Source organism: Pelagovum sp. HNIBRBA483 (assembly GCF_040931995.1).
Classification (GTDB): Bacteria; Pseudomonadota; Alphaproteobacteria; order Rhodobacterales; family Rhodobacteraceae; genus JAEPMR01.
In genome coordinates, this window is the sequence record NZ_CP162412.1 from 1,106,441 (window position 1) to 1,128,651 (window position 22,211).

Here is a 22,211-nt window from a genome sequence, read left to right on the forward strand (position 1 = left end):
AGTGGGGAGGCCTTCCCAATTCGGTTCTTTGCGATTAGGTGGGAAGAAGAATTCCTAAAAGGCCTGCCGCGATGTCGTTTTTTAAGAAGCTCAAGGACAGATTGCTCAAGTCCTCCTCGAAGATTGATGAGGGGTTGGAGGCAATTGTTGAGGACGGCGGTAGCGCTGAAGCGGGCGATGAGCCGGTCACTGAGGTTGAGGAGACAGCGCCGCAGGAGGTGCAGGCTGCGGTTGACACGCTTGCCGAGGTGAGCGAGGCGATTTCTGAGCCTGAGCCTGAGCCTGAGCCTGAGCCTGAGCCTGAGCCTGAGCCTGAGCCTGAGCCTGAGCCTGAGCCTGAGCCTGAGCCTGAGCCTGAGCCTGAGCCTGAGCCTGAGCCTGAGCCTGAGCCTGAGCCTGAGCCTGAGCCTGAGCCTGAGCCTGAGCCTGAGCCTGAGCCTGAGCCTGAGCCTGAGCCTGAGCCTGAGCCTGAGCCTGAGCCTGAGCCTGAGCCTGAGCCTGAGCCTGAGCCTGAGCCTGAGCCTGAGCCTGAGCCTGAGCCTGAGCCGGAACAGCGCCCTGTCGAGGTGCAGCCGCAGCCGTTGGAAGTGGATCGCGCGGTGGCGCCTGATCTGGAAGAGGCCGCTGAAGAAGCGCCGAAGACCGGATTTTTGGGCCGGATGCTGGGCCGTTCAGCGCCCAAGCCGGTGGTGCGGCGCGTGCTGGATGACGACATGCTGGAGCAGCTTGAGGAGCTGCTGATCACCGCTGATATGGGGGTCGAAACCGCGATGCGGGTGACGGCGAACATGGCGGAGGGGCGCTTGGGCAAAAAGCTCTCGGTCGAGGAGATCAAGCGGCTGATGGCCAGTGAGATTGGCCGCATCATGGAGCCCGTTGCGCGGCCATTGCCGATTTATGCCAAGCGCCCGCAGGTGGTGCTGGTGGTTGGGGTTAACGGCTCTGGCAAAACCACGACGATTGGCAAACTGGCGAGCCAGTTCCGCGCGGCTGGGAAATCAGTGGTGATTGCGGCGGGCGATACGTTCCGTGCGGCAGCTGTTGAGCAATTGCAGGTCTGGGGCGAGCGGGCTGGTGTGCCGGTGCTGACCGCGCCTGAAGGATCGGACCCTGCGAGCCTTGCCTTTGATGCGATGACCAAGGCGCAAGAGGATGGCGCGGACCTGTTGATGATCGACACCGCAGGCCGCTTGCAAAACCGTGCCGACCTGATGGAAGAACTGGCGAAGATCGTGCGGGTGATCCGCAAGAAAGACCCTGAAGCGCCGCATAATACGCTGTTGGTACTGGATGCGACGACGGGGCAGAACGCGGTCAATCAGGTGGAGGTGTTCCAGAAGCTTGCCGACGTCTCGGGGCTGGTGATGACCAAGCTTGACGGTACGGCGAAGGGCGGGGTTCTGGTGGCGCTGGCGGATAAGTTCGGCCTGCCGATCCATGCCATTGGCGTAGGTGAGCAGATCGACGATCTGGCCCCGTTTGACCCGGAAGAATTTGCTGCAGCGCTCGTGGGGCTGACGGACTAGGCCAATGGGAGAATGGCTAGTCTCGATCGCCGGTACACCAGAAGGGGCGCGGCTGGCGACGCTGTTGGCGCTGATGTCTGCGGTGGCGCATGCGAGCTTTGGCGCGCTGCAAAAGGGCAAGCATGATCCGTGGATGAGCCGTGGGGCGATTGACCTGTGGTTGGCGATCCTGTCGGCGCCGGTTGCGCTGTTTCTGGTGCCGTGGCCGACGGGCCAGACGATGGTGATCCTGCTCGGTGCGTTGGTGATCCATTTTGCCTACAAGCTGTCGATGGCGTTGGCCTATGAAAAGGCGGCTTACACGGTGGTTTATCCGGTGGTGCGGGGATCGGGGCCGCTGTTCACCGTGATGGCGGCGAGCATCATCTTCCATGAGTTTTTCACGCCTGTGCAGTGGGCAGGGGTGGCATGCCTATCGGGGGGCATCTTGTTGCTGGCCTTGCGCAACCTTTCGGAAGAGAAGATCGACCCTGCCGCGCTAAAAATCGGGATGTTGTGGGCGGTGATCGGGGGGCTGACGGTTGCGGTTTACACCACCTATGATGCATGGGGCATCCGGCAGTCGCTGAACCCGTTTACCTTTCTGGCATGGTTCTTTTTTATCACCGCGCTAGACTTTCCGGTGCTGGCCTACATGCGGTACCGGCGGATGCCGGAAAAGCCTGCATTGGGGGCGCTTATGCTGCGCGGGGTTGCTGGGGCGGTGATCGCGTGGTTCAGTTTTGGCGGCGTGATGTTGGCGACGCGGTTGGGCAAGGTGGGCGAGGCGGCAGTGCTGCGGGAAACCTCGACCGTTTTTGCGGCCTTGATCGGCTGGTTCATTCTGGGCGAGAAGGTAGGCCCGCGCCGCTTGGTGCTGATGACAATGATCGCGGCGGGGGCCGTGCTGGTAGAAATGGGTGGATAATGGCCGAACGTAAGATCAATCCCCTGCTGAAGCAGGTGCTGGAGCTGGGACCAACGCTGGCGTTTTTCTTCATCTATTTGCGCATCCGCGATGATGTGTTCACCTTTGGCGGAACGGAATATTCAGGCTTTATCGTTGCGACGCTGATCTTTGTGCCGATCCTGCTGGTGGCGATGGCGATCCTGTGGGCGCTGACGCGGAAGATGAGCCGGATGCAGGTATTTACTGCCTTTATGGTCGTGTTTTTCGGCGGGTTGACGGCGTGGTTCAACAATGAAGCCTTCTTCAAGATGAAGACGACCATTGTTTATGGGGTTTTTGCCGCGATCCTCGGCTTTGGGCTGCTGAGGGGCACGAGCTATCTCGAATGGATCATGGGTGAGTTGCTGCCGATGCAACGTGAGGGGTGGATGATCCTGACGCGGCGGCTGACGGCGATGTTCACGGCGCTGGCGGTGGCGAATGAGATCATCTGGCGGACGCAGAGTACTGATCTGTGGGTGAAGCTGGAAACGTTCGCCTTCCCCGCGGTGATGTTCTTGTTCCTGTGGGGGCAGATCATGGTGCTGCAAAAGTACCTGATCGAACTGCCGGAAAAGGAATAACCGCCGCTGGTTAGCGGCTGGCACCGAAAAGGGCATCGCGCATGGTGTGCGGATCGAACGGTGTGCCATCGCGAAGCTCGGCATGGAGAGCGCGGCCGCGCTGGACGGCGGGGCGCTGGGCCATCGTATTGAGCCAGCGGGCGAAATGGGGTTTATCCTCAAGCGTTTGGCGCTGGCCCTCCCAGAGCGAGGACCATCCCCAAGCGGCCATATCCGCGATGGAGTAGAAATCACCGGCGAGGAATTCATATTCCGCCAGCCGCTTGTCCATCATTCCGTAAAGGCGCGCGGTTTCGTTGACGTAGCGGTCCTGGGCATAGGTGTTGATCACCGGCGGATCGAAGAAGGGCGCGTATTTCACGAAGTGATGCACCTGGCCGGCCATCGGGCCGACGGAGGCAACCTGCCAGTGGAGCCATTGATCGACCTCGATCCGCGCGCGTTCGGTTGTGCCGTAGAAGAGGCCGGTTTTGCGGGCGAGGTATTGCAAGATCGCGCCGCTCTCAAAGATTGTGATCGGTGCGCCGTCGGGGCCATCAGGATCGGTGATGGCGGGCATTTTGCCGTGTGGGTTGATGGCGTGGAACTCTGGCTTGTGTTGATCGCCCGCGTTGATGTTGATCAGCGTCACTTCGTAGGGCAGCGCCATTTCCTCTAGCGCGACGGAGATTTTCCAGCCGTTTGGCGTGGGCCAGAAGTAAAATTGAATCGGTTGTGTCATTGTGCCTCTTCCCTGTGCAAGACGTAACCTGCACGCACCGAGATACAAGGGATACGTTGACCTTTTCGCGGGGTGGGCGTAAGAGATTTTTGTGGCGATTTGTTACCGGATTGCGGGCCACGTTAAATATGCCGCTAAAGAGGTCGACGGGTTTGTCACCCCGATACCTTTTCCGGTGTCGGGGTTTTTTCGTGCCGAGAGGGGCAAACGATGGACGATTGGAGCAAACGGACGAAGGCAGTGCACGGCGGCGTGCGGCGGAGCCAGTATAACGAGGTCAGCGAAGCGATCTTCATGACGCAGGGCTTTGTGTACGACAGTGCGGAACAGGCGGAGGCGCGGTTCCAGCAGCTTGGCGATGACGAGTTCATCTATGCCCGCTATGGCAACCCGACTGTGCGTATGTTCGAGGATCGGATCGCTGCCTTTGAGGGGGCAGAGGATGCCTTTGCCACCGCCAGCGGTATGGCGGCGGTAAACGGGGCGCTGGTGTCGATGCTGAAGGCGGGCGATCACGTCGTCTCGGCGCGGGCGCTGTTTGGCTCTTGTCTCTACATCCTTGAAGAGGTGCTGACCCGTTACGGGGTGGAAGTGAGCTTCGTCGATGGGACCGATCTGGCGCAGTGGGAAGCGGCAATCCGGCCTGATACGAAGGCTGTGTTCTTCGAGAGTATTTCTAACCCGACGCTGGAAGTGATTGATATTGCGGCTGTTTCGAAGCTGGCCCATGCGGTGGGCGCGACAGTTGTGGTGGACAATGTGTTTTCAACGCCGGTGTATTCGAATGCCATCGCGCTGGGCGCGGATGTCGTCGTGTATTCGGCAACGAAGCATATTGACGGGCAAGGCCGCGCGTTGGGCGGAGTCGTTCTCGGCGCGAAGGACTATGTTCGCGGTGTTCTGGAGCCGTATCTGAAGCATACCGGCGGTGCGCTTTCGCCGTTTTCGGCATGGCTGATGCTTAAGGGCATGGAAACGCTTGAATTGCGGGTGCGAGCGCAGACCGAGAGCGCGCAGATGCTGGCCGAGGCGCTGGAAGGGCATAACGCATTGAGCCGCGTTCTGTATCCCGGTCTTAGGAGCCATCCGCAGCACGCGCTGTGCCACGCGCAGATGGGCGCTGGCGGCACGGTACTGGCGCTGGATCTCGGCTCGCAAGAGCGGGCGTTCAAGTTCCTTAATGCGCTGAAGATTGTGGTGATCTCGAACAATCTGGGTGACGCGAAATCCATTGCGACTCACCCTGCTACCACAACCCACCAGAGGCTGGCGGATGATCAGAAGGCGGCGCTGGGCATTACGCCTGGACTGGTGCGACTCAGCGTTGGGTTGGAAGGCGGAAACGATTTGCTACGCGACGTAGAAAATGCGTTACTGGCGCTGTAATTGTGATCCTTATGTCGGAAGTTAGCGTAGTATTAACGATTTTGTTTGAACATCGTTAACCAATGCCCATCTAAAAAGCAGGCGGGCGTCACCGTTGAGGATCACGATATGAACTTTCATACGACGGATATGGACCGGGAGCCAACCAAGGAAGAGGCGGCAGCCGCGCTGGAGGTCGTGCGCCGGTGGGCAGGGCTCGCGTCGGACGGGGAGGTGACAGCGCTTGATCCGCAGATCCGCCTGCTGACCGAGGAGCCGGAGGTGGACAGCTATCCGGTGCTTTCTCGCAGCTATCCGCGTGATTTCAAAGTGACAGACGCCTATAAGGATAGCCTTCCAGACCTGCAAAACGGCCCGACATCGTTGATCCGCGGGGCCAAGCAGCAAATTCAGCATGTGGGGATTTCAAACTTCCGCCTGCCGATCCGGTTCCGCACGCGGGACAACGGTGACTTGACGCTACAAACATCCGTGACGGGAACGGTGAGCCTTGATGCCGAAAAGAAGGGCATCAACATGTCTCGTATCATGCGCAGCTTTTACAAATACGCTGAGGAGACATTCTCCTTCGAAGTGATCGAGCGCGCGCTGGACAGCTATAAATCCGATCTGGAAAGCTTTGATGCGCGAATCCAGATGCGCTTCTCTTTCCCGATGAAGGTGCAATCGCTGCGCTCTGGGCTGGAAGGGTACCAGTATTATGACATCGCGCTGGAGCTTGTTGAAAAAGCGGGCGTGCGCAAGAAGATCGTGCATCTGGACTATGTCTATTCCTCGACCTGCCCATGCTCGCTGGAACTGAGCGAACATGCCCGCCAGACCCGCGGGCAACTGGCAACGCCGCATTCGCAGCGCTCGGTTGCGCGTGTGTCGGTGATGCTGGAACGGGACGCGCCGGTGGTGTGGTTCGAAGACCTGATCGAGATGGCGCGCGCGGCGGTCCCGACCGAAACACAGGTGATGGTGAAGCGCGAGGACGAGCAAGCCTTTGCCGAGCTGAACGCTTCCAACCCGATTTTCGTGGAAGATGCGGCGCGGCTGTTCTGTGAGAAATTGCAGAAAGACCCGCGGATCGGTGATTTTCGCGTGGTGGCGAGCCATCAGGAGAGCCTGCACAGTCATGATGCGGTCAGCGTGCTGACCGAGGGCGAAACCTTTGCCACGGACAGCATTGATCCCAAGCTTTTCAGCACGTTATTCCACGTCGGCTAAAGCGCGGGCAACAAGTGACATTTCAAGGGGAAGGCGGGCGCTTGCGCCCGCTTTCGCTTGACAGGGCGGACCGGCCACGCCAACGATCCGCCCCATGTTGGACCTGCGCCCCGTCGGATATGTGATCGGCCTTTTGGTGGCCGTGCTTGGCCTGATGATGCTGGGGCCGATGTTTTTCGATCTGGTGGAGGGTGACTCTGAATGGCGGACCTTCCTGCAAAGTGCGACGATAACATTCATGGCTGGTGTGCTTGTGGCGATGGCTTGCGCCAATGGCACAGAAGCGGGGATGAACGTCCGTTTAAGCTTTCTGCTGACTGTCGGGGTCTGGATCGCGCTGCCGTTTTTTGGAGCGTTGCCTTTCATCATCGGTGAGACGCACCTGAGTTTTGTTGACGCGATTTTTGAATCGATGTCGGGGATGACAACCACCGGAGCGACTGCGATTCCCGCGTTGGAAAGCCATTCCTATGGCATCCTGTTATGGCGCGGCATTTTGCAATGGCTTGGGGGGTTGGGCATTGTGATCGTGGCGATGATTTTCCTGCCGGTGATGAAGGTCGGCGGGATGCAGTTCTTCCAATCGGAAGGGTTTGACACGCTTGGCAAGGCGCTGCCGCGCGCGCTGGACATCGCCAAGGGTTTGTTGGGCATCTACGTTCTGCTGACGGTGGTTTGCATTGGCGCCTATGCGCTGGCGGGGATGACTGTGCAGGAAGCGACCGTTCATTCATTCACGACGATTGCAACGGGCGGGTTCTCGACCTCGGACAGTTCTTTCGCGGCATTCCCCGGCGCGCCGCAATATGTGGCGGTCTTTTTCATGTTGTTGGCGACCTTGCCCTTTGTGCGGCTGATCCAGCTTTTGGCAGGGGAAACAAAGCCCTTGATGTTGGACCCGCAGGTGCGGGCCTATCTGCTGTGGACAGTCTACGCGGTGGTGTTGATCGTTGCTTACCGGACGAATGCCGAGGGTGGCTTTAGCGAGGAATTGTTTCGCTCAACGCTATTCAACGTCGTGTCGATTTTCTCTGGGACTGGGTATGGCGACGGGGATGTGCTGGCATGGGGGCCGTTTGCCTTTGCCATTCTGATCTGCGTTGGCGCGGTTGGGGGCTGTTCCGGCTCGACCGGCTGTTCGATCAAGGTCTTTCGGTACCAGATCGCTTTGCGGGCAATATCGGCGCAGATCCGACGCATCCACAGCCCGAACCGCGTGGTTTCGGTCAGGTTCGATGGGCGCGCAGTCTCGGGCGAGGTGATCGACTCGATCATGCTCCTATTCACCTGCTTTATCCTCAGCTTTGGGGTGTTGATCGTGGCGTTGAGCGCGACAGGGATCAGCTTCTTGGCGGCGGTGACGGCGGCGTGGACGTCGATCTTTAACATCGGGCCGATTTTTGGTGCCGAGGTGACGGCATCAGGCGCGATCCATCAGTTCCCCGATGCGGCCAAGTGGCTGATGGTGCTGGGAATGCTGGTGGGGCGATTGGAAATCGTATCGGTGTTTGTGTTGTTGTTGCCGCGCTTCTGGCGGGCGTGACCCCGCGCTTGGGAAAGCGCGCAGAATCAACAAATATGTGCGCGATCTAGTCTTGCCAGCAACCGACAAGGGCCACGATTTCTGCCGCGCGGTTGGAGCGCTGGGTCGGGGTGAGCTCCTCGCCCGATGGCGTTGCGCTCAGGGCGGAGATACCAGCCGCGCTCAAGACAGGCAGAATGGCGTCCGTGTCGACTGCGAAGCCGACACCGGGGGGGAGCTGGCGGTCGCCGTCGGCAGGGGTTGCCGCCAGAATGCCGAGGAGATCGCCTGACAGGTTCATAATGCCGCCGCCGACATCGCCTGCCGCCGTGCTCACTGAAAGGCGCTTGAGATGCTCCTCCCCGCCGAGGCCACGGAGATCTTCGAGCGTGCCGTAGGTGACGGTGGGCATCGGTAGCACGCCGCCATATGAGTAGCCCGCAACCCCAACACGCGCGCCGAGCCGAGGAACGGCGCTGTCGAAACGCGCAACACTGATCGGGGCAAGCGGGTCTTCGGGGCGCAGGACGGCGAGGCCGGTGGCCGGATCACGATGCGCGATGCTGGCGGCGAAATTGCGATTGATGGTCAGGGCGTCGCAGGCCTCAACGGCGGGTAGCGCAGTGAGGACGGCGCCGCTGGCATCCACAAAAACACCTGACGCTGTAGAAGCAGGATACCGGATCGCCAAACCAGAAACGAAATCGATGGATTGGCTCTCATCAATTGGTACCGAATTTGGGTCGAGCGCACCCGAGATTTCGCGGTAGCTTTGCTGCATTTCGCTCAACAAACGGCTGCGGCGTTCTTCGTCGCCAGCGGGCCAGACCAGTGCGAAACCTTTGACGGTACGGCCGTCGGTTGCCGCTTGGATATGGGTGTGAATACGGCTGTTGACGCCTTCGATTTGGAAGCTGTCCCCCCGGCGGCTGCGCGGGCCTTCAGGCGGGACGATTTCGAGCGTTTGCAGCACGTCGTAGAGGGCCGCGAGGGTCACGCTGTCGCCCGGCTGGGAGATCAACAGGACTTGGGCGTCGCTGCCGTCGATCGCATCGAAACGGGCGAAGGGTGGATCATAAGAGGTGAATTCGACCACGCTCATCGGGATCAACATTTCGATGCCAGCGCTGCTGTCGCTAACGATTGTCAGGCCGAGCCCTTCGAGCACCGCATTGTACTGGCGCAGGAGTTCGGCCCGCTGGGCGGTTGTGAGAACGCCCGTAGGTTCGTGGTTATTGGCCTGCTGCCATGCTTCCATCGCTGCGCGGGTGCCACGGCCAAAGGCGCCATCAATCGCTGCATTATAGAAACCCGCCCATCTGAGCGCGATTTGGAGTTCTTCGCGGGCGGTGGCGCTGAGCGCGGCCTCGCTTCTGCGGGCTTCTGCCACGGTTTGATCCGGTGGGGTGATCGGGAGAGGATCAGCGGCAGGGGGAGCGAGAACCGGCGTGGTTGCTGCCTCGGTGCTGTCGCTAGCGGCCGCGTTGACCGGCCAGAAACGCTCGCGGAACTGATCACCATCGGTCAGGAAGCTGTCACCGGGAATGATGCCTTGCGCCTTGAGGCGGCGCATGTTGGCCACGGCGGTATCGCGGTCGAACGGGCCAAGGGCAATGGCGTACCAGCCGCTGGCAGACAGGAAACCGTTTACCGTATCGAAGGTACTGTCATAATCATTGGCGCGGAACTGGGCATCGGTGAGAGTTGGCTCGGCTTCGACCTGAATCCAGAAAGGCTCCTGGGCATAGGCTTGGACGGCGATGACGGTCGATAACAGGACCGCGAGACTGGTGCGCTTCATTATTCTTGTTCCAAATCTGTTGACTGTCGCGAGCTGTGGTGGCGTCGCAGTTTGGGGGAAACTATCAGAGATTTTCCGCCAGTCAGCACCCAAAACAGCAAGTTTGCGCAACTGTGGCACACAAGGCGCGATTGACCCTGCCGCCCCCGCCGCATATGGAACGGGGCAACGCAAAAGAGGGCGCGAAAAGAGGCGAAAATGGCGGAGAAACCCCGTTCCTTTCAGGAAATCATTCTGCGACTTCAAAGCTATTGGGCATCAAAAGGGTGCGCGGTGCTGCAACCCTATGACATGGAAGTGGGTGCGGGCACGTTCCACCCTGCCACCACGCTGCGCAGCTTGGGATCGCAACCTTGGGCCGCGGCCTATGTGCAGCCTTCGCGCCGCCCAACGGACGGGCGCTACGGTGAGAACCCGAACCGCTTGCAGCACTACTACCAGTATCAGGTACTGATTAAGCCCAGCCCGCCGGATTTGCAGGCGCTCTATCTGGGATCGCTGGAAGCGATTGGCATCGACGCCAACCTGCATGACATCCGTTTTGTCGAGGATGACTGGGAAAGCCCGACGCTTGGCGCGTGGGGCTTGGGCTGGGAGGTCTGGTGCGACGGGATGGAGGTGAGCCAGTTCACTTATTTCCAACAGGTGGGCGGGCATGATTGCCATCCGGTTTCGGGCGAGCTGACCTACGGGCTTGAGCGCTTGGCGATGTATGTGCTGGGTGTGGATCATGTGATGGATATGCCGTTCAACGACCCGGATGCACCAATTGCGCTGAGCTACGGCGATGTGTTCCGGCAGACCGAAGAAGAATATTCGCGGCACAATTTTGATGTTGCCGATACGGAAAAGCTCCTGCGCCATTTCGAAGATGCTGAAGCCGAGTGCCAGCGCCTGTTGGAAGCGCCGGCGGAAGACCCGAAAACCGGCAAGCGGATCATCATGGCGCATCCGGCCTATGATCAGTGCATCAAGGCCTCGCACCTGTTTAACCTTCTGGATGCGCGTGGGGTGATCTCTGTCACCGAACGGCAGGCCTATATCGGGCGGGTCCGAGCGCTTGCGAAACTGTGCGCGGATGCCTTTGTGCAGACCGAAGCAGGAGGGTTTGCAGCATGATGGGGCGGTTTATGGCGCTGTTGCTGTTGCTCAGCGCGCTGGTCGCGGGCGGTGCGATGTACTACTTGCAGGTCTATGCCTTCTACGAGGAGTTGGATCCGGCTGATGTTGGAAATGTGAAAGTTTTCGACCTAAATACCGGGCAATCTGAAGGTATTTTGACAGAAAACCTCAAGGCCATTGATAGCGACAGTTCTCCGATCCGGTTCCGTTCTTGCTTCGAGACGCCGCTGAGCGTGGCGATGATGACCGAAACCTATGCGATTTACGATGCAGCCGAGCCGCTCGTGGCGCCGAGCTGGTTTGACTGTTTTGACGCGCAGGAAATCGGTGAAGCGCTGGAGCAAGGCGGGGCTGTGGCTTTCCTTGGTGAAGAGAACATCACCTACGGGATTGACCGCGTGATTGCCGTGATGCCGGATGGCCGCGGCTTTGGCTGGAACCAAATCAATGCCTGCGGCGAGGTCGTCTTTGATGGCGACGCGGCGCCGGAAGGCTGTCCGACACCACCCGAAGGGGCGAACTGATGCCTGACGTTCTGATTGAACTGTTTTCTGAAGAAATCCCCGCGCGGATGCAGCGCAAGGCGGCTGATGACCTGAAGTCGCTTGTGACCAACGGTTTGGTTGAAGCGGGGCTGACCTATGCGGGGGCGGCGGCTTTTTCGACGCCGCGGCGCTTGGCGTTGTCGGTCGAAGGGCTGACCGCCGAGAGCAAGCCCGTGCGCGAGGAGCGCAAGGGGCCGCGTGTGGATGCGCCGGAAAAGGCGATCGAGGGTTTCCTGCGGGCGACGGGGCTGAGCAAGGAACAGCTTGAGGTCCGCGACGAGAAAAAGGGGCAGGTCTACTTCGCTGTGATCGAGAAGCCCGGACGGACGGCTGCGGAGATCTTGGCCGAGGTGCTGGAAAAGGCCGTGCGCAATTTTCCGTGGCCGAAATCCATGCGCTGGGGCGCGGGGAGCCTGCGGTGGGTGCGGCCGCTGCATTCGATCATTTGCCTGATGAGCGATGAGCAGGGCGCGCAAGTGGTGCCGTTGGAGATCGACGGGATCGTGGCGGGCGACGTGACGCGCGGGCATCGTTTCATGGCGGGCGATGCCTTCCGCGTGACGGGGTTTGACGACTATGAGGCCAAGCTGAAGCGGGCGAAGGTTGTGCTGCGCGCCGAGGAGCGGGCCGAGATGATCTGGCACGACGCGACCAATCAAGCCTTTGCGCAGGGATTGGAAGTTGTTGATGATAAAGGCCTTTTGGCCGAAGTCGCCGGGCTGGTAGAATGGCCGGTCGTGCTGCTCGGTGCGATTGATGATGCGTTTCTGGGACTGCCGCCAGAGGTGTTGCAGACCTCGATGAAAGAGCATCAGAAGTTCTTTAGCGTGCGGAACCCGAAAACCGGGCGGATCGAGAAGTTCGTGACTGTGGCCAATATGGAAACCGCTGACCACGGCGCGACGATCCTTGCAGGCAATCAGAAGGTGCTGGCGGCGCGGCTGTCGGATGCTAAGTTCTTTTGGGAGAATGACCTGCGGATTGCTAAGGCGGGCATGGGCGCGTGGCGGGAGAGCCTTGCCAATGTGACGTTCCACAACAAGCTTGGCAGCCAAGCCGAGCGGATCGCGCGGATTGCGGCGCTGGCCGGTGAAATTGCGCCGATGGTGGGTGCGGAGGCAGCGCTTGCCGTGCAGGCGGCGGAAGTGGCGAAGGCGGATTTGTCCTCCGAGATGGTTTATGAATTCCCTGAATTGCAGGGCTTGATGGGGCGCTATTACGCCGAGGCAGCGGGGCTGCCAGCGGAGGTCGCGGCGGCATGTGAGGCGCATTACTCGCCGCTCGGACCGTCGGACGATGTGCCGACTGCGCCGGTTTCGGTGGCTGTGGCGCTGGCGGATAAGTTGGACACGCTGACTGGCTTCTGGGCGATTGACGAGAAGCCCACGGGATCGAAAGACCCGTTTGCCCTGCGCCGTGCCGCACTGGGGGTGATCCGGCTGGTGCTGGTGAATGGGCTGACGCTGCCGCTCGGCGCTGTGAAAGGGGTGAGCGATGATCTGCTTTCTTTCTTCCATGACCGGCTCAAGGTGTTCCTACGGGATCAGGGCGTGCGGCATGATGTGATTGATGCCTGTATCGCGATGGACGGGGCGGATGATTTGGCGCTGTTGGTCAAGCGGGCCGAGGCGCTGGGCGCGTTCCTCACGACCGATGACGGTGAGAACCTGCTGCAAGGGTTTAAGCGGGCGAATAATATTCTGACGCAGGCCGAGGAAAAGGACGGCGTTGAGTATTCATTCGGTGCGGATGTGAAATTTGCCGAGGACGAGGCGGAGAAGGCGCTCTTTGCTGCGTTGGATGCGGCTGAAGCCGAGATCGCACCGGCAATGGCTGCGCAGGATTTTGCCGCAGCGATGGCCGCAATGGCGCAACTGCGCGCGCCGATTGATGCGTTTTTCGAGGCGGTGCAGGTGAACAGCGACAATCAAGTGGTGCGGCGGAACCGGTTGAACCTACTTTCTCGCATTCGCAGCATTTGCGGTTCGGTGGCGGACCTTCGCGTCGTCGAAGGCTAGGGATTCCTTCGATTTTTTGAAGTTTCCCTTGCCGCGAATCGGAAGCTGCCTATGCTCGGCCCATCTCATTGGAGTGCTGCAGTGCAGAAAGAGCGCCGATTCGAACCAATTACGCTGATCACCGCCACCGCGGCGATGTCGCCGGCTGTGCATGGCGGGCGGGCGAAGTGCCTTCAGCGCTTGGTGCGGTTGGACATGCCGGTGCCGACGACGGTGGCGCTGTCTTTCAAAGCGGTGCTTGATCTCGCGCATGGCAACCTGCCTGACATGGCCGCGATCATGGCACCGTTTGGGGATGCGCCGCTGCTCTCGGTGCGGCCGTCGAGCCAAGACCCGGATTGGGGCGGGCCGGGGGCGATCCTGAACATCGGGATGAACGATAAGAAATACGTCGCTATGATCGAAGAGATCGGGGAAGCAGCCGCCACGGCGCTTTATCTGCGGTTTATTCAATCTTATGCGGTGCATGTGGCGCGGCTTGATCCGGATGCGTTTGATTTGCCCGAGGCACCGACGCCTGCGGCGTTGCAAGCGGCGCTGGATGCTTACGAATACGAGACGGATGAAACATTCCCCCAAAGCCCTGCGGAGCAGCTGTCCGAAGTGCTGCGCTCGATGGCGCGGGCTTGGGATGGCACGTCGGCGCGGCTCTTGCGACAGGCGCGTGGCGCACCGGCGGATGCGGGTCTGGGTCTGGTCGTGCAGGAAATGGCGCTCGGTGTCGGCCCGGGAGAATGCGGCTCTGGGGTGATCCAGTTCATTGACGAGGCGACCGGCGAGCAGCGGATCACGGGGCGTTACCTGAGCCAAAGCCAAGGCCGTGAGGCGCTGACGGCGGGGTCGGGTGCATTGTTCCTGACGAAGGATGAGCGCGGACCTTCGGTCGAAGAACAAATGCCGGAGATCTTTGCCGAGTTGCTTGCGCATGGGGAGCTGTCCCGCAAGCGTTTGCGTGAGGAAATGCAGATCGAGTTCGTCGTTGATCAGGGCAAGCTGAGGATACTTGACGCCGTACGGGTGCAGCGCTCAAGCCGCGCGACGGTGCGAGTCGCGGTTGCGTTGGCCGAAGATAAGGTAATCCCGCGCGAAGAGGCGCTTATGCGGGTGACGCCGACGGCGCTATCGGAGCTGCTGCACCGGCAGGTAGACCCGAAGGCCGCGCGCGACCTGATCGCCAAGGGGATCGGGGCCAGCCCGGGTGCTGCGACGGGAAAGATCGTTTTCACCGCGGATGACGCGCAGGCGAGCGCAGCGCGGGGAGAACCGTGCATTCTGATCCGGCGTGAAACGACGCCGGAGGACATTCGAGGCATGCATGCGGCGCAAGCGGTCGTGACGGTGCGCGGTGGCATAACCAGCCACGCGGCGGTGATCGGGCGTGGCTTGGGCCTGCCTTGTGTGGTGGGCGCATCGGACCTGACGTTTGATCGTAAGACCAAGGCCTTTGTTGGCCCGCGCGGGCGGGTCTTTGCCGCTGGCGATGTGATCACTGTTGATGGCACCACGGGCGAGATCCTGAACGGGCAGGCGGCGATGTTGGAAGCGCAGCTCGATGATGCGTTCAAGACGCTGCTGACATGGGCGGACGAGTTCCGCGATATCGGCGTGCGGGCAAATGCCGACACGCCTGCGGATGCGCAAACGGCGCGAAACTTCAAGGCGCAGGGGATCGGGCTGTGCCGGACGGAGCATATGTTCTTTGAAGGGGATCGCCTTGGCGTGATGCGCGAGATGATCTTTGCCGACAGTGCCGAGGAGCGCAAAGCGGTGTTGGAGCGGCTGCTGCCGATGCAGCGGGGCGATTTTACCGAACTGTTCGAGATCATGCAGGGGCAGCCGGTCTGCATCCGGCTGTTTGATCCGCCGCTGCACGAGTTTCTCCCGTCTGATAAAGCGGGTTTGCGGGAACTGGCTGACCAGTTGGCGTTGCCGCTGTCGGATGTCACCACCCGTGTAGAGGCAATGACCGAGTATAACCCGATGCTTGGTCTGCGGGGAGTTCGGCTCGGGATCACCGTGCCGGAAATCTACGAGATGCAGGCGCGGGCGATATTCGAGGCAACCGTTGCCGCGAGTACAAAGGGCGCGCCTGTTGTGCCAGAGATCATGATCCCGCTGGTGAGCGCGATGCGAGAGGTTGAACTGGTCAAGACGCGGGTGGATGCGGTGGCAGCGTCGGTCAAGGCGGAGACGGGCAAGGATTTTGCCTACCGGCTGGGCGTGATGGTTGAAACGCCCCGCGCGGCGCTGCGGGCTAGCGACATTGCCGAACATGCGGCTTTCCTTTCTTTCGGGACCAACGACCTCACGCAGATGACCTATGGTCTGTCGCGCGATGATGCGGGGCGGTTCATGTCGGCCTATGTGAATGCGCATGTGTACGAGGAAGATCCGTTCCACAGTCTCGATATTGACGGTGTTGGAGAGCTGCTGTCCATCGGCGCCGAGCGCGGGCGACAGAGGCGCAAGGACATCGTTCTTTCGATTTGTGGTGAGCATGGTGGAAGCCGTGCCGCGATCGCTTTTTGCCGTGAACAGGGCTTTGATTATGTGTCGTGCTCGCCCTTCAGGGTGCCCGTTGCGCGACTTTCCGCCGCTCAGCTGGCCATTGGGGCAACACTCGAAGCCTAGATTTTGTAGCCAATTGCATAGTTGCCACCGTATCTAGAACCCTTTGAGCCCATGCGCATAGGTCGCAGGCCGTAATGCTAGACGCAGAGCCGGTTTTCCCCTAGGAACGGCCCGCTTGCGCGAGGCAGATCGCGTGTATCACGGATGGGTCGATGACTCTCACGCGTTTTGGTCGATGGGTACGCCGCGTTGTTATGAGCGGCATGATGTTGGGGCTGGTTGCAAATGTTGCCGCCGCTGAAGAGGGGCTCGCCGATCGGCTGGGCGCACTTTTGGGGCAGGAGCGCGAAGCCTTGGCTGTGCTGCCTTCATCGCGCCTCAACGCATTGACCGCGCCGCCGCGTGCGACGAATGAGGGCGAGGCTTTTGCTTATGATCGCGCGTTTCTGGCAGAGATGCCGCGTGCGGATGGCGGCCCCCAGTGGGAATGCTTGGCCGAAGCTTTGTATTTCGAGGCGCGTGGCGAAAGCATCGCGGGGATGTTCGCGGTGGGCGAAGTGATCCTGAACCGTGTGGAGAGCGCATCCTTCCCCGATAGCATTTGCCGCGTTGTCAATCAGGGCACGGGTCGGAAATTTGCCTGCCAGTTCACCTATACCTGTGATGGGCGGCTGGAAACCGTGTCGGAGCCGGAAGCGTGGACCCTTGTGGGCAAGGTTGCGCGGCTTTTGATGGATGGCGCAGAAACGGGGCTGACCGATGGGGCGACGCATTATCATGCGAACTGGGTGAACCCGTCATGGTCGCGCCGGTTTGCGCGCACGGCGACGATTGGCGTGCATCATTTTTACCGCATGCCGACGCGCACCGCCTCTAACTGATCAACTGTCGTTTCTCTGGTTCTTGAGCATCCAGTCGTGGGCTAGTATGCCGCCGATACCACTACGGGAGGGGCTGCTTCATGTCTGACGAAATCCGCATGGCTTTTGCGCATCCGAGCGAAAGGGCTGAAGCCAGTGCCACCCAGCCCTGTGACAGGATCAGCCTGCGGGACTATGTTGTCGAGGTCGAGATCGGGGCGTTCCAGCTTGAACGTGGGCATTTGCAGCGGGTGCGGTTCAATGTGGTCGTCGAGGTTGCCCCCTTGGGGCCGATTGATGACGATGTGGATCAAATCCTCTCTTATGATCGTGTCACCGAGGCGATCAATTACGAATTACAGGCTGAGCGGCTGAACCTTCTGGAAACACTGGCGGCGCGTGTTGCGGAGCGCATCTTGCACGAGCCGCAGGCGCTGCGGGTTTTTGTGCGGATTGAGAAGCTTGATCGTGGGCCGTTTTCGCTCGGCGTTGAGATCGTGCGGGCCAAGGGAGAGGAAGCCAGCGCAGGGCAGGTGCACGAGGAGCCGCCGCACCCGCGTATGGTCTATCTCTCCAATGCGGCGATTACTGCCCCGCAGTTAAAGGGATGGATCGACACCTTGGTGTCAGACGATGTGCCGCTGGTGATTTGCGTGGGCGCGGCAGATGTGGCTGCGCCGCAAGCTGGTAATGCACTAGCGCAGCGGCGGATCGACCTTCTTGCGATTGAGCAGAACGCCTGGATTTTGGCCGCGCGGGACAAGCGTTGTATGGTGGTTGGCACCCGTACCGAACTGGACTGGGCGATGAAGAATGGGCAGGTGAGTGTCTGGGCGCCGTCGAAGATCGTGCTTGACGCGGTGGACGGCCCATCGGCGAGCCCGCGCGACGCGCTGGCGCTGGTCGCATGGTTTGCGGGCGAGATGACGGCAGCTGAGCTGCTGGTGATCGGGGCGGACGCGCCCGCCTGCGAAGTGCCTGTCCGCGCGATGGCTGTGACCGAGGAGGTTGTGCTGTGAGTGTTTACTACCGCCCGCTTTTGCAGACAGATTTGCACCGCCCGATTGAGGCGCTGACATTGGGTAACGGATGGTGCTGGTTTACCCATGCGGAGCGGCTGGAGCGGGGGCGCGACCCTTGGATCGTGCCGGTCAAGGATTTGCCTGAAAGCGTGCTTTCGCGCCTGACGGACCCGCGTGCGCCGATTGCCGGAATGGCAATGGACAGGCCGCAGTTGATGGGCATTCTCAACGTCACACCGGACAGTTTCTCGGATGGGGGCTTGTTCTTGGGTGCCGATGCGGCACTGGCGCAGGCCCAGGCGATGGAAGCGGCAGGCGCGGCGATCATCGACATTGGGGGGGAAAGCACCCGACCGGGTGCGAAAGAGGTAGAGATCACGGAAGAGATCCGCCGCACCGCGCCGGTGATTGCGGCGATCAGGGCAGGATCGGACATCCCGATCTCGATCGACACCCGAAAGGCGGATGTGGCGCAGGCGGCAATCGCGGCAGGTGCGACGCTGGTTAACGATGTGGCGGCGTTCACCTTTGACCCAGCATTAGCTGCCGTGACGGCGGATGCAGGACTGCCCGTTTGCCTGATGCATGCCCAGGGGCGGCCCGACACGATGCAGGACAACCCGCGTTATGATGACGTTTTGCTGGATGTTTATGACTTTTTGGAGGCGCGGCTGAAGGCAGCGGAGGCCGCCGGCATTCCGCGAACCAAAGTCGTTGTCGATCCCGGCATCGGTTTTGGAAAGACATTGCAACATAACGTGACTTTGCTTCGCGGCTTGTCGCTGTTTCATTCGCTGGGAGCGCCGATCCTTCTTGGCGCGTCGCGGAAACGGTTCATCGCGGAAATTTCGGATGCGCCGGAGATGGCGGCGCGGATGCCGGGCTCGGTGGCTGTGGCGCTGTGGGGTGTGACGCAAGGTGTGCAGATTTTGCGTGTGCATGATGTTTTGGAGACGCGGCAGGCAATGAGCTTGCAGCTGGCATTGAGTGGGGTCGTTTGAATGGCGCGGAAGTTTTTCGGGACGGATGGGGTGCGTGGACGGGCGAATGCGCATCCGATGACTGCCGAAATGGCGCTGAAACTGGGCGCTGCCGCGGGGCGGTTTTTCCGAAATGATGGCAGCAACGGGCATCGGGTCGTGATCGGCAAGGACACGCGGCTTTCGGGCTACATGTTTGAAAATGCCCTGACCGCTGGACTGACCTCCACCGGGATGAATGTGTTGCTGTTGGGGCCGGTGCCGACCCCCGCCGTAGGGCTGTTGACCACTTCGATGCGGGCTGATGTGGGGATCATGATTTCGGCCAGCCATAACCCGCACCACGATAACGGGATCAAGTTCTTTGGTCCTGATGGGTTCAAACTGTCGGACGCGGCGGAGACTGAGATCGAAGCGCTTTTGGCGAGCGAGATCGAGCCTGCGAAGGCCGAGAACATTGGTCGTGCGCAGCGGATCGACGATGGGCGATTCAGGTATAACGAACGGCTGAAATCTACCTTCCCCTCTGGGCAGACTTTGAAGGGGCTGAAGATCGTTGTCGATTGTGCCAACGGTGCGGCTTATCGCGCGGCGCCGGAATTGTTGTGGGAGCTGGGTGCGGAGGTGATCCCCGTCGGTGTGGCGCCCAATGGCTATAATATCAATGACGGCTGCGGGTCGACCGCGCCGCAACTGGCGGCGGAAGCCGTGTGCGCGCATGGCGCGGATGTGGGGCTGTGTCTCGATGGGGATGCGGACAGGATCATGATCATTGACGAAAAAGGGCAGGTGGCCGACGGCGACCAACTGATGGCGCTGATGGCGACGCGCTGGGCAGACGCCGACCGACTCTCGGGTGGTGCATTGGTGGCGACGGTGATGTCTAACCTCGGGCTGGAGCGGCATCTCGCGGCGCGTGGTATCGGCCTGCAACGGACGCAGGTGGGCGACCGCTATGTGGTCGAGGCGATGCGGGCGGGTGGCTATAACCTCGGGGGGGAGCAGTCCGGTCATATCGTGATGACCGATTATGCAACCACCGGAGACGGGCTGCTCGCCGGATTGCAATTCCTCGCCGCGATGGTTGAGACGGGCCAACCGGCGAGCGCGTTGCGACAGCAGTTCGAGACTGTGCCGCAGATGCTGAAGAACGTCCGTTACGGGGCGGGCAGCGATCCGATGACCGCAGATACGGTTCGGAAAGTCATTGCCGATGCCGAAGGATTGTTGAGCGGCAAGGGCCGTTTGTTGATCCGCAAGTCGGGCACCGAACCGCTGGTGCGGGTGATGGCCGAATGCGAAGACGAGGCGCTGCTTGTTCAGGTCGTTGAGGGGATCGTGGCCGAGGTGGAAGCCGCCGCGAGCTGATCAGGCGCGTGGCAGGAACCAGCGCGTGATCCCTGCAAGCTGGCTGACGGCCAGACCGCTGAGGATCAGCGCAAGTGCTGCGTAGAAGCGCAAGGGCAGGTCTTCGGAGAGGACCATCGCGCCAAACACCATCGACCAGAGCGGTACCTGATAATTCACGAGGGTCATAAAGACGGAGCCTGCGCTGCGGATGACCTGCACGCGCAGAAGTGTTGCCAACGCGGTAGGCAGGAAGCCGAGGAACAGGATTGCGAGGCTGCTGCGCGTATCGACCCATTGGGGGACGCCTTCAAATACCAGCATCGAAGGGACGAGAATGATTGCGCCCATCGTCAGGGATAGCGCGGAAAGCGAAACCGGATCGACGGGTGGGCAGCGCCGCGTCAGGATCGAGGAAAGCGCATAGCAGAGCGCCGCACCGAGGCAGGCGATCTGGGCCAGTGGCTCGGCGCCTTGGCCCAACTGCATCACCCCAGGGCCGATCAGTACAAGCGCGCCGACAAAGCCAAAGCAGACCCCGAGGAACTTGCGGATGGAGAGCCGCTCATCGGTGAAGAAGTGTGCGAGCGGCAGGATCATCAGTGGCACGGCGGACATTGAAATCCCAGCAAAAGCCGAGGGAACATATTGTTGCCCCCAACTCAGCAGCATGAAGGGGAAGGCGGTGCTCAGTGCGCCGATGACGGCGATGTAGCGCCAGAGCCGTGCATCGCCCAAGTTGGGCATGGGGCGGCGCATTGCGGCGCGTGCCGTCAGAAGGGCAATGGCACCCAGCGTGGTACGGGCGCAGGCGACGGTAATTGGCCCGTAGCCCTCCAGTGCGATGGACACGACCATGAAAGTTCCGCCCCAAATGAGGCCTAGCGTGAGAATCGAGAACCAGTTGAAGGGTGTAGGTGCCGTCGTCATGCCGGTGTTTGAGCACGGCAATCAACGGCTGTCCATTACCCTTGTGTGGTGCGTGCCGTGTTTATTTGGTGAAGACGCCAGCGTCGCGCATTTGTTCATACATTTCGACAAGGCCCTTATCTGAGTCGGAGAATGTCAGGCCAAGTGACTTTTGAGCCTTGCTGTTATCGGCGCGCCATGAATGGCCGATGGTGCGGCTGACGGTTTTGCGTGTGAGAGCTTTGTTGACCATAGGACCAATAAGCCAGACCAGCCATTTTGGCATGGTTCTGCGCGGCACGTGGGCATCAGGGTAGGCGGCGCTGATGGCGGCGCCCATGTCGATGATCGTTCCGGCTTTCTCGGCGAGGATATGGCGCCCTTCGGCATCGGGGAGGTAGGCGCCGCGGAGGTGCGCTTCGGCGACATCGCGGACATCAACCTTGCCCGTTTCGAGATGCGGTGCGCCGGATTTGAAATCACCGCCTGCGATTTGACGGACGAGGTTGAAGGATTCGCTCGTCGGGATCGGGCCGCCGACGGACGGGCCATAGATGCCGGCTGGGTTCATCACCACGAGGCGCCAGCGATCTTGTGCGTTGGCCATCTCCCATGCGGCGCGTTCGGCGACTGTTTTGGAATAGCTGTAGGGGATATGGTCAATGGAGGAAGTGGTGTTCCAGATCTCTTCTGTCAGGATGCCGCCCGGGGCATCAGCGCAATCGCCGGTATCGCCGTAGATGGCGGCGCAGGAGGAGGTGAGCACCACGCGGGTGACGGTGTCTGTCCTGTTGACGCTTTCAAGGACATTGCGGGTACCCTTGAGGGCCGGATCGACGAGATCGCGCTGTGGGTCGGCGACGCTGAGGATATAGGGCGAAGCGGTGTGAAAGACGATACCGCAGCCGGCCATCGCGGCATCGAAGCTGTTTGGCTCGAGGAGGTCGGCTTTGAACAGGGTTAGCTCGCCGGGTAATTTGGTACCCATCTCGATCAGGTGACCGACTTTCGCGTGGTTAGACGGGTCGCGCACCGTTGCATGGACGGTGACGCCTGCCTCTAGGAGCTGTTTGACGATCCAGCCGGCGAGATAGCCTGTGGCGCCGGTGACGAGAACGGGACGGCTGGTATCAACTGTGAAATCAGACATGGAAGCT

At 60.7% G+C, this 22,211-nt stretch carries 18 protein-coding genes and 1 riboswitch; of the genes, 14 read left to right on the top strand and 4 right to left on the bottom strand.

Features of this window, described 5'->3' with window-relative positions:
* Window positions 1-71: 71 nt before the first annotated feature.
* From ftsY to AB1E42_RS05500, 3 genes are read left to right on the top strand one after another with little or no spacing between them, the layout of a single operon-like run.
* Window positions 72-1,526, top strand: a complete 1,455-nt coding sequence (ftsY, locus tag AB1E42_RS05490; RefSeq protein ID WP_368345988.1) for a signal recognition particle-docking protein FtsY — start codon at window positions 72-74, stop codon at window positions 1,524-1,526.
* A 4-nt stretch (window positions 1,527-1,530) separates the two neighbouring features.
* Window positions 1,531-2,433 (top strand): DMT family transporter, encoded by a 903-nt coding sequence (locus AB1E42_RS05495; protein WP_368345989.1) that lies wholly within the window; start codon window positions 1,531-1,533, stop codon window positions 2,431-2,433.
* Window positions 2,433-3,038: an inner membrane-spanning protein YciB gene (locus AB1E42_RS05500; protein ID WP_368345990.1), complete on the top strand. Its 606-nt coding sequence runs from the start codon at window positions 2,433-2,435 to the stop codon at window positions 3,036-3,038. The genes AB1E42_RS05495 and AB1E42_RS05500 overlap by 1 nt, the downstream gene beginning before the upstream one ends.
* 10 nt (window positions 3,039-3,048) lie before the next feature.
* Here AB1E42_RS05500 and AB1E42_RS05505 read toward each other — a convergent pair whose 3' ends face one another.
* Window positions 3,049-3,759, bottom strand: a complete 711-nt coding sequence (locus AB1E42_RS05505) for a glutathione S-transferase family protein (protein WP_368345991.1) — start codon at window positions 3,757-3,759, stop codon at window positions 3,049-3,051.
* Window positions 3,760-3,840: 81 nt separating this feature from the next.
* Window positions 3,841-3,918: riboswitch (SAM riboswitch) on the top strand.
* A gap of 51 nt (window positions 3,919-3,969) precedes the next feature.
* Here AB1E42_RS05505 and metZ point away from each other — a divergent pair.
* The 3 genes from metZ (at window position 3,970) to AB1E42_RS05520 (ending at window position 7,900) form a co-directional block, all read left to right on the top strand.
* Entirely contained in the window at window positions 3,970-5,145 is a 1,176-nt protein-coding gene (gene metZ, locus AB1E42_RS05510) for an O-succinylhomoserine sulfhydrylase (RefSeq protein ID WP_368345992.1), read from the top strand.
* A gap of 108 nt (window positions 5,146-5,253) precedes the next feature.
* Entirely contained in the window at window positions 5,254-6,357 is a 1,104-nt protein-coding gene (gene folE2, locus AB1E42_RS05515) for a GTP cyclohydrolase FolE2 (protein WP_368345993.1), read from the top strand.
* 94 nt (window positions 6,358-6,451) lie between these two features.
* Window positions 6,452-7,900, top strand: a complete 1,449-nt coding sequence (locus AB1E42_RS05520) for a TrkH family potassium uptake protein (RefSeq protein ID WP_368345994.1) — start codon at window positions 6,452-6,454, stop codon at window positions 7,898-7,900.
* 46 nt (window positions 7,901-7,946) lie between these two features.
* Here the strand turns inward: AB1E42_RS05520 and AB1E42_RS05525 are convergent, their stop codons facing one another.
* Window positions 7,947-9,680 (bottom strand): peptidoglycan-binding protein, encoded by a 1,734-nt coding sequence (locus AB1E42_RS05525; RefSeq protein WP_368345995.1) that lies wholly within the window; start codon window positions 9,678-9,680, stop codon window positions 7,947-7,949.
* 198 nt (window positions 9,681-9,878) lie between these two features.
* On the opposite strand from AB1E42_RS05525, the gene AB1E42_RS05530 reads away from it, so the two are divergent.
* The 8 genes from AB1E42_RS05530 to glmM all read left to right on the top strand — a co-directional run bounded on the left by AB1E42_RS05530 (window position 9,879) and on the right by glmM (window position 20,166).
* The gene (locus AB1E42_RS05530) at window positions 9,879-10,799 is read left to right on the top strand and encodes a glycine--tRNA ligase subunit alpha (protein WP_368345996.1); all 921 of its coding nucleotides are present in this window, start codon (window positions 9,879-9,881) and stop codon (window positions 10,797-10,799) included.
* On the top strand, window positions 10,799-11,326 hold the full coding sequence (locus AB1E42_RS05535; RefSeq protein WP_368346375.1) for a DUF6446 family protein: 528 nt from the start codon (window positions 10,799-10,801) through the stop codon (window positions 11,324-11,326). The genes AB1E42_RS05530 and AB1E42_RS05535 overlap by 1 nt, the downstream gene beginning before the upstream one ends.
* Complete coding sequence (gene glyS / locus AB1E42_RS05540) at window positions 11,326-13,365, top strand: glycine--tRNA ligase subunit beta (protein WP_368345997.1); 2,040 nt, start codon at window positions 11,326-11,328, stop codon at window positions 13,363-13,365. The genes AB1E42_RS05535 and glyS overlap by 1 nt, the downstream gene beginning before the upstream one ends.
* A 51-nt stretch (window positions 13,366-13,416) precedes the next feature.
* Window positions 13,417-15,996 carry a putative PEP-binding protein gene (locus AB1E42_RS05545; RefSeq protein WP_368345998.1) on the top strand — a complete coding sequence of 860 codons (2,580 nt, stop codon included), beginning with the start codon at window positions 13,417-13,419 and terminating at the stop codon, window positions 15,994-15,996.
* 152 nt (window positions 15,997-16,148) lie between these two features.
* Entirely contained in the window at window positions 16,149-16,817 is a 669-nt protein-coding gene (locus AB1E42_RS05550) for a cell wall hydrolase (protein WP_368345999.1), read from the top strand.
* An 80-nt stretch (window positions 16,818-16,897) separates the two neighbouring features.
* Window positions 16,898-17,815: a dihydroneopterin aldolase gene (locus tag AB1E42_RS05555; protein WP_368346000.1), complete on the top strand. Its 918-nt coding sequence runs from the start codon at window positions 16,898-16,900 to the stop codon at window positions 17,813-17,815.
* The gene (folP, locus tag AB1E42_RS05560; RefSeq protein ID WP_368346001.1) at window positions 17,812-18,819 is read left to right on the top strand and encodes a dihydropteroate synthase; all 1,008 of its coding nucleotides are present in this window, start codon (window positions 17,812-17,814) and stop codon (window positions 18,817-18,819) included. Before AB1E42_RS05555 ends, folP begins: the two co-directional genes overlap by 4 nt.
* Window positions 18,820-20,166: a phosphoglucosamine mutase gene (gene glmM / locus AB1E42_RS05565; RefSeq protein ID WP_368346002.1), complete on the top strand. Its 1,347-nt coding sequence runs from the start codon at window positions 18,820-18,822 to the stop codon at window positions 20,164-20,166.
* On the opposite strand, the gene AB1E42_RS05570 is transcribed toward glmM, so the two are convergent.
* Together AB1E42_RS05570 and AB1E42_RS05575 are read right to left on the bottom strand one after the other, a co-directional pair.
* Window positions 20,167-21,075: a DMT family transporter gene (locus AB1E42_RS05570; protein ID WP_368346003.1), complete on the bottom strand. Its 909-nt coding sequence runs from the start codon at window positions 21,073-21,075 to the stop codon at window positions 20,167-20,169.
* A 61-nt stretch (window positions 21,076-21,136) separates the two neighbouring features.
* Window positions 21,137-22,204 carry an NAD-dependent epimerase/dehydratase family protein gene (locus AB1E42_RS05575; protein WP_368346004.1) on the bottom strand — a complete coding sequence of 356 codons (1,068 nt, stop codon included), beginning with the start codon at window positions 22,202-22,204 and terminating at the stop codon, window positions 21,137-21,139.
* Window positions 22,205-22,211 lie beyond the last annotated feature (7 nt).

Bases quoted from the DNA above. Each gene is read 5' to 3' on its own strand.
- ftsY (WP_368345988.1), top strand. From the start codon at position 72: ATGTCGTTTTTTAAGAAGCTCAAGGACAGATTGCTCAAGTCCTCCTCG.
- AB1E42_RS05495 (WP_368345989.1), top strand. From the start codon at position 1,531: ATGGGAGAATGGCTAGTCTCGATCGCCGGTACACCAGAAGGGGCGCGG.
- AB1E42_RS05500 (WP_368345990.1), top strand. From the start codon at position 2,433: ATGGCCGAACGTAAGATCAATCCCCTGCTGAAGCAGGTGCTGGAGCTG.
- AB1E42_RS05505 (WP_368345991.1), bottom strand. From the start codon at position 3,759: ATGACACAACCGATTCAATTTTACTTCTGGCCCACGCCAAACGGCTGG.
- metZ (WP_368345992.1), top strand. From the start codon at position 3,970: ATGGACGATTGGAGCAAACGGACGAAGGCAGTGCACGGCGGCGTGCGG.
- folE2 (WP_368345993.1), top strand. From the start codon at position 5,254: ATGAACTTTCATACGACGGATATGGACCGGGAGCCAACCAAGGAAGAG.
- AB1E42_RS05520 (WP_368345994.1), top strand. From the start codon at position 6,452: ATGTTGGACCTGCGCCCCGTCGGATATGTGATCGGCCTTTTGGTGGCC.
- AB1E42_RS05525 (WP_368345995.1), bottom strand. From the start codon at position 9,680: ATGAAGCGCACCAGTCTCGCGGTCCTGTTATCGACCGTCATCGCCGTC.
- AB1E42_RS05530 (WP_368345996.1), top strand. From the start codon at position 9,879: ATGGCGGAGAAACCCCGTTCCTTTCAGGAAATCATTCTGCGACTTCAA.
- AB1E42_RS05535 (WP_368346375.1), top strand. From the start codon at position 10,799: ATGGGGCGGTTTATGGCGCTGTTGCTGTTGCTCAGCGCGCTGGTCGCG.
- glyS (WP_368345997.1), top strand. From the start codon at position 11,326: ATGCCTGACGTTCTGATTGAACTGTTTTCTGAAGAAATCCCCGCGCGG.
- AB1E42_RS05545 (WP_368345998.1), top strand. From the start codon at position 13,417: ATGCTCGGCCCATCTCATTGGAGTGCTGCAGTGCAGAAAGAGCGCCGA.
- AB1E42_RS05550 (WP_368345999.1), top strand. From the start codon at position 16,149: ATGACTCTCACGCGTTTTGGTCGATGGGTACGCCGCGTTGTTATGAGC.
- AB1E42_RS05555 (WP_368346000.1), top strand. From the start codon at position 16,898: ATGTCTGACGAAATCCGCATGGCTTTTGCGCATCCGAGCGAAAGGGCT.
- glmM (WP_368346002.1), top strand. From the start codon at position 18,820: ATGGCGCGGAAGTTTTTCGGGACGGATGGGGTGCGTGGACGGGCGAAT.
- AB1E42_RS05570 (WP_368346003.1), bottom strand. From the start codon at position 21,075: ATGACGACGGCACCTACACCCTTCAACTGGTTCTCGATTCTCACGCTA.
- AB1E42_RS05575 (WP_368346004.1), bottom strand. From the start codon at position 22,204: ATGTCTGATTTCACAGTTGATACCAGCCGTCCCGTTCTCGTCACCGGC.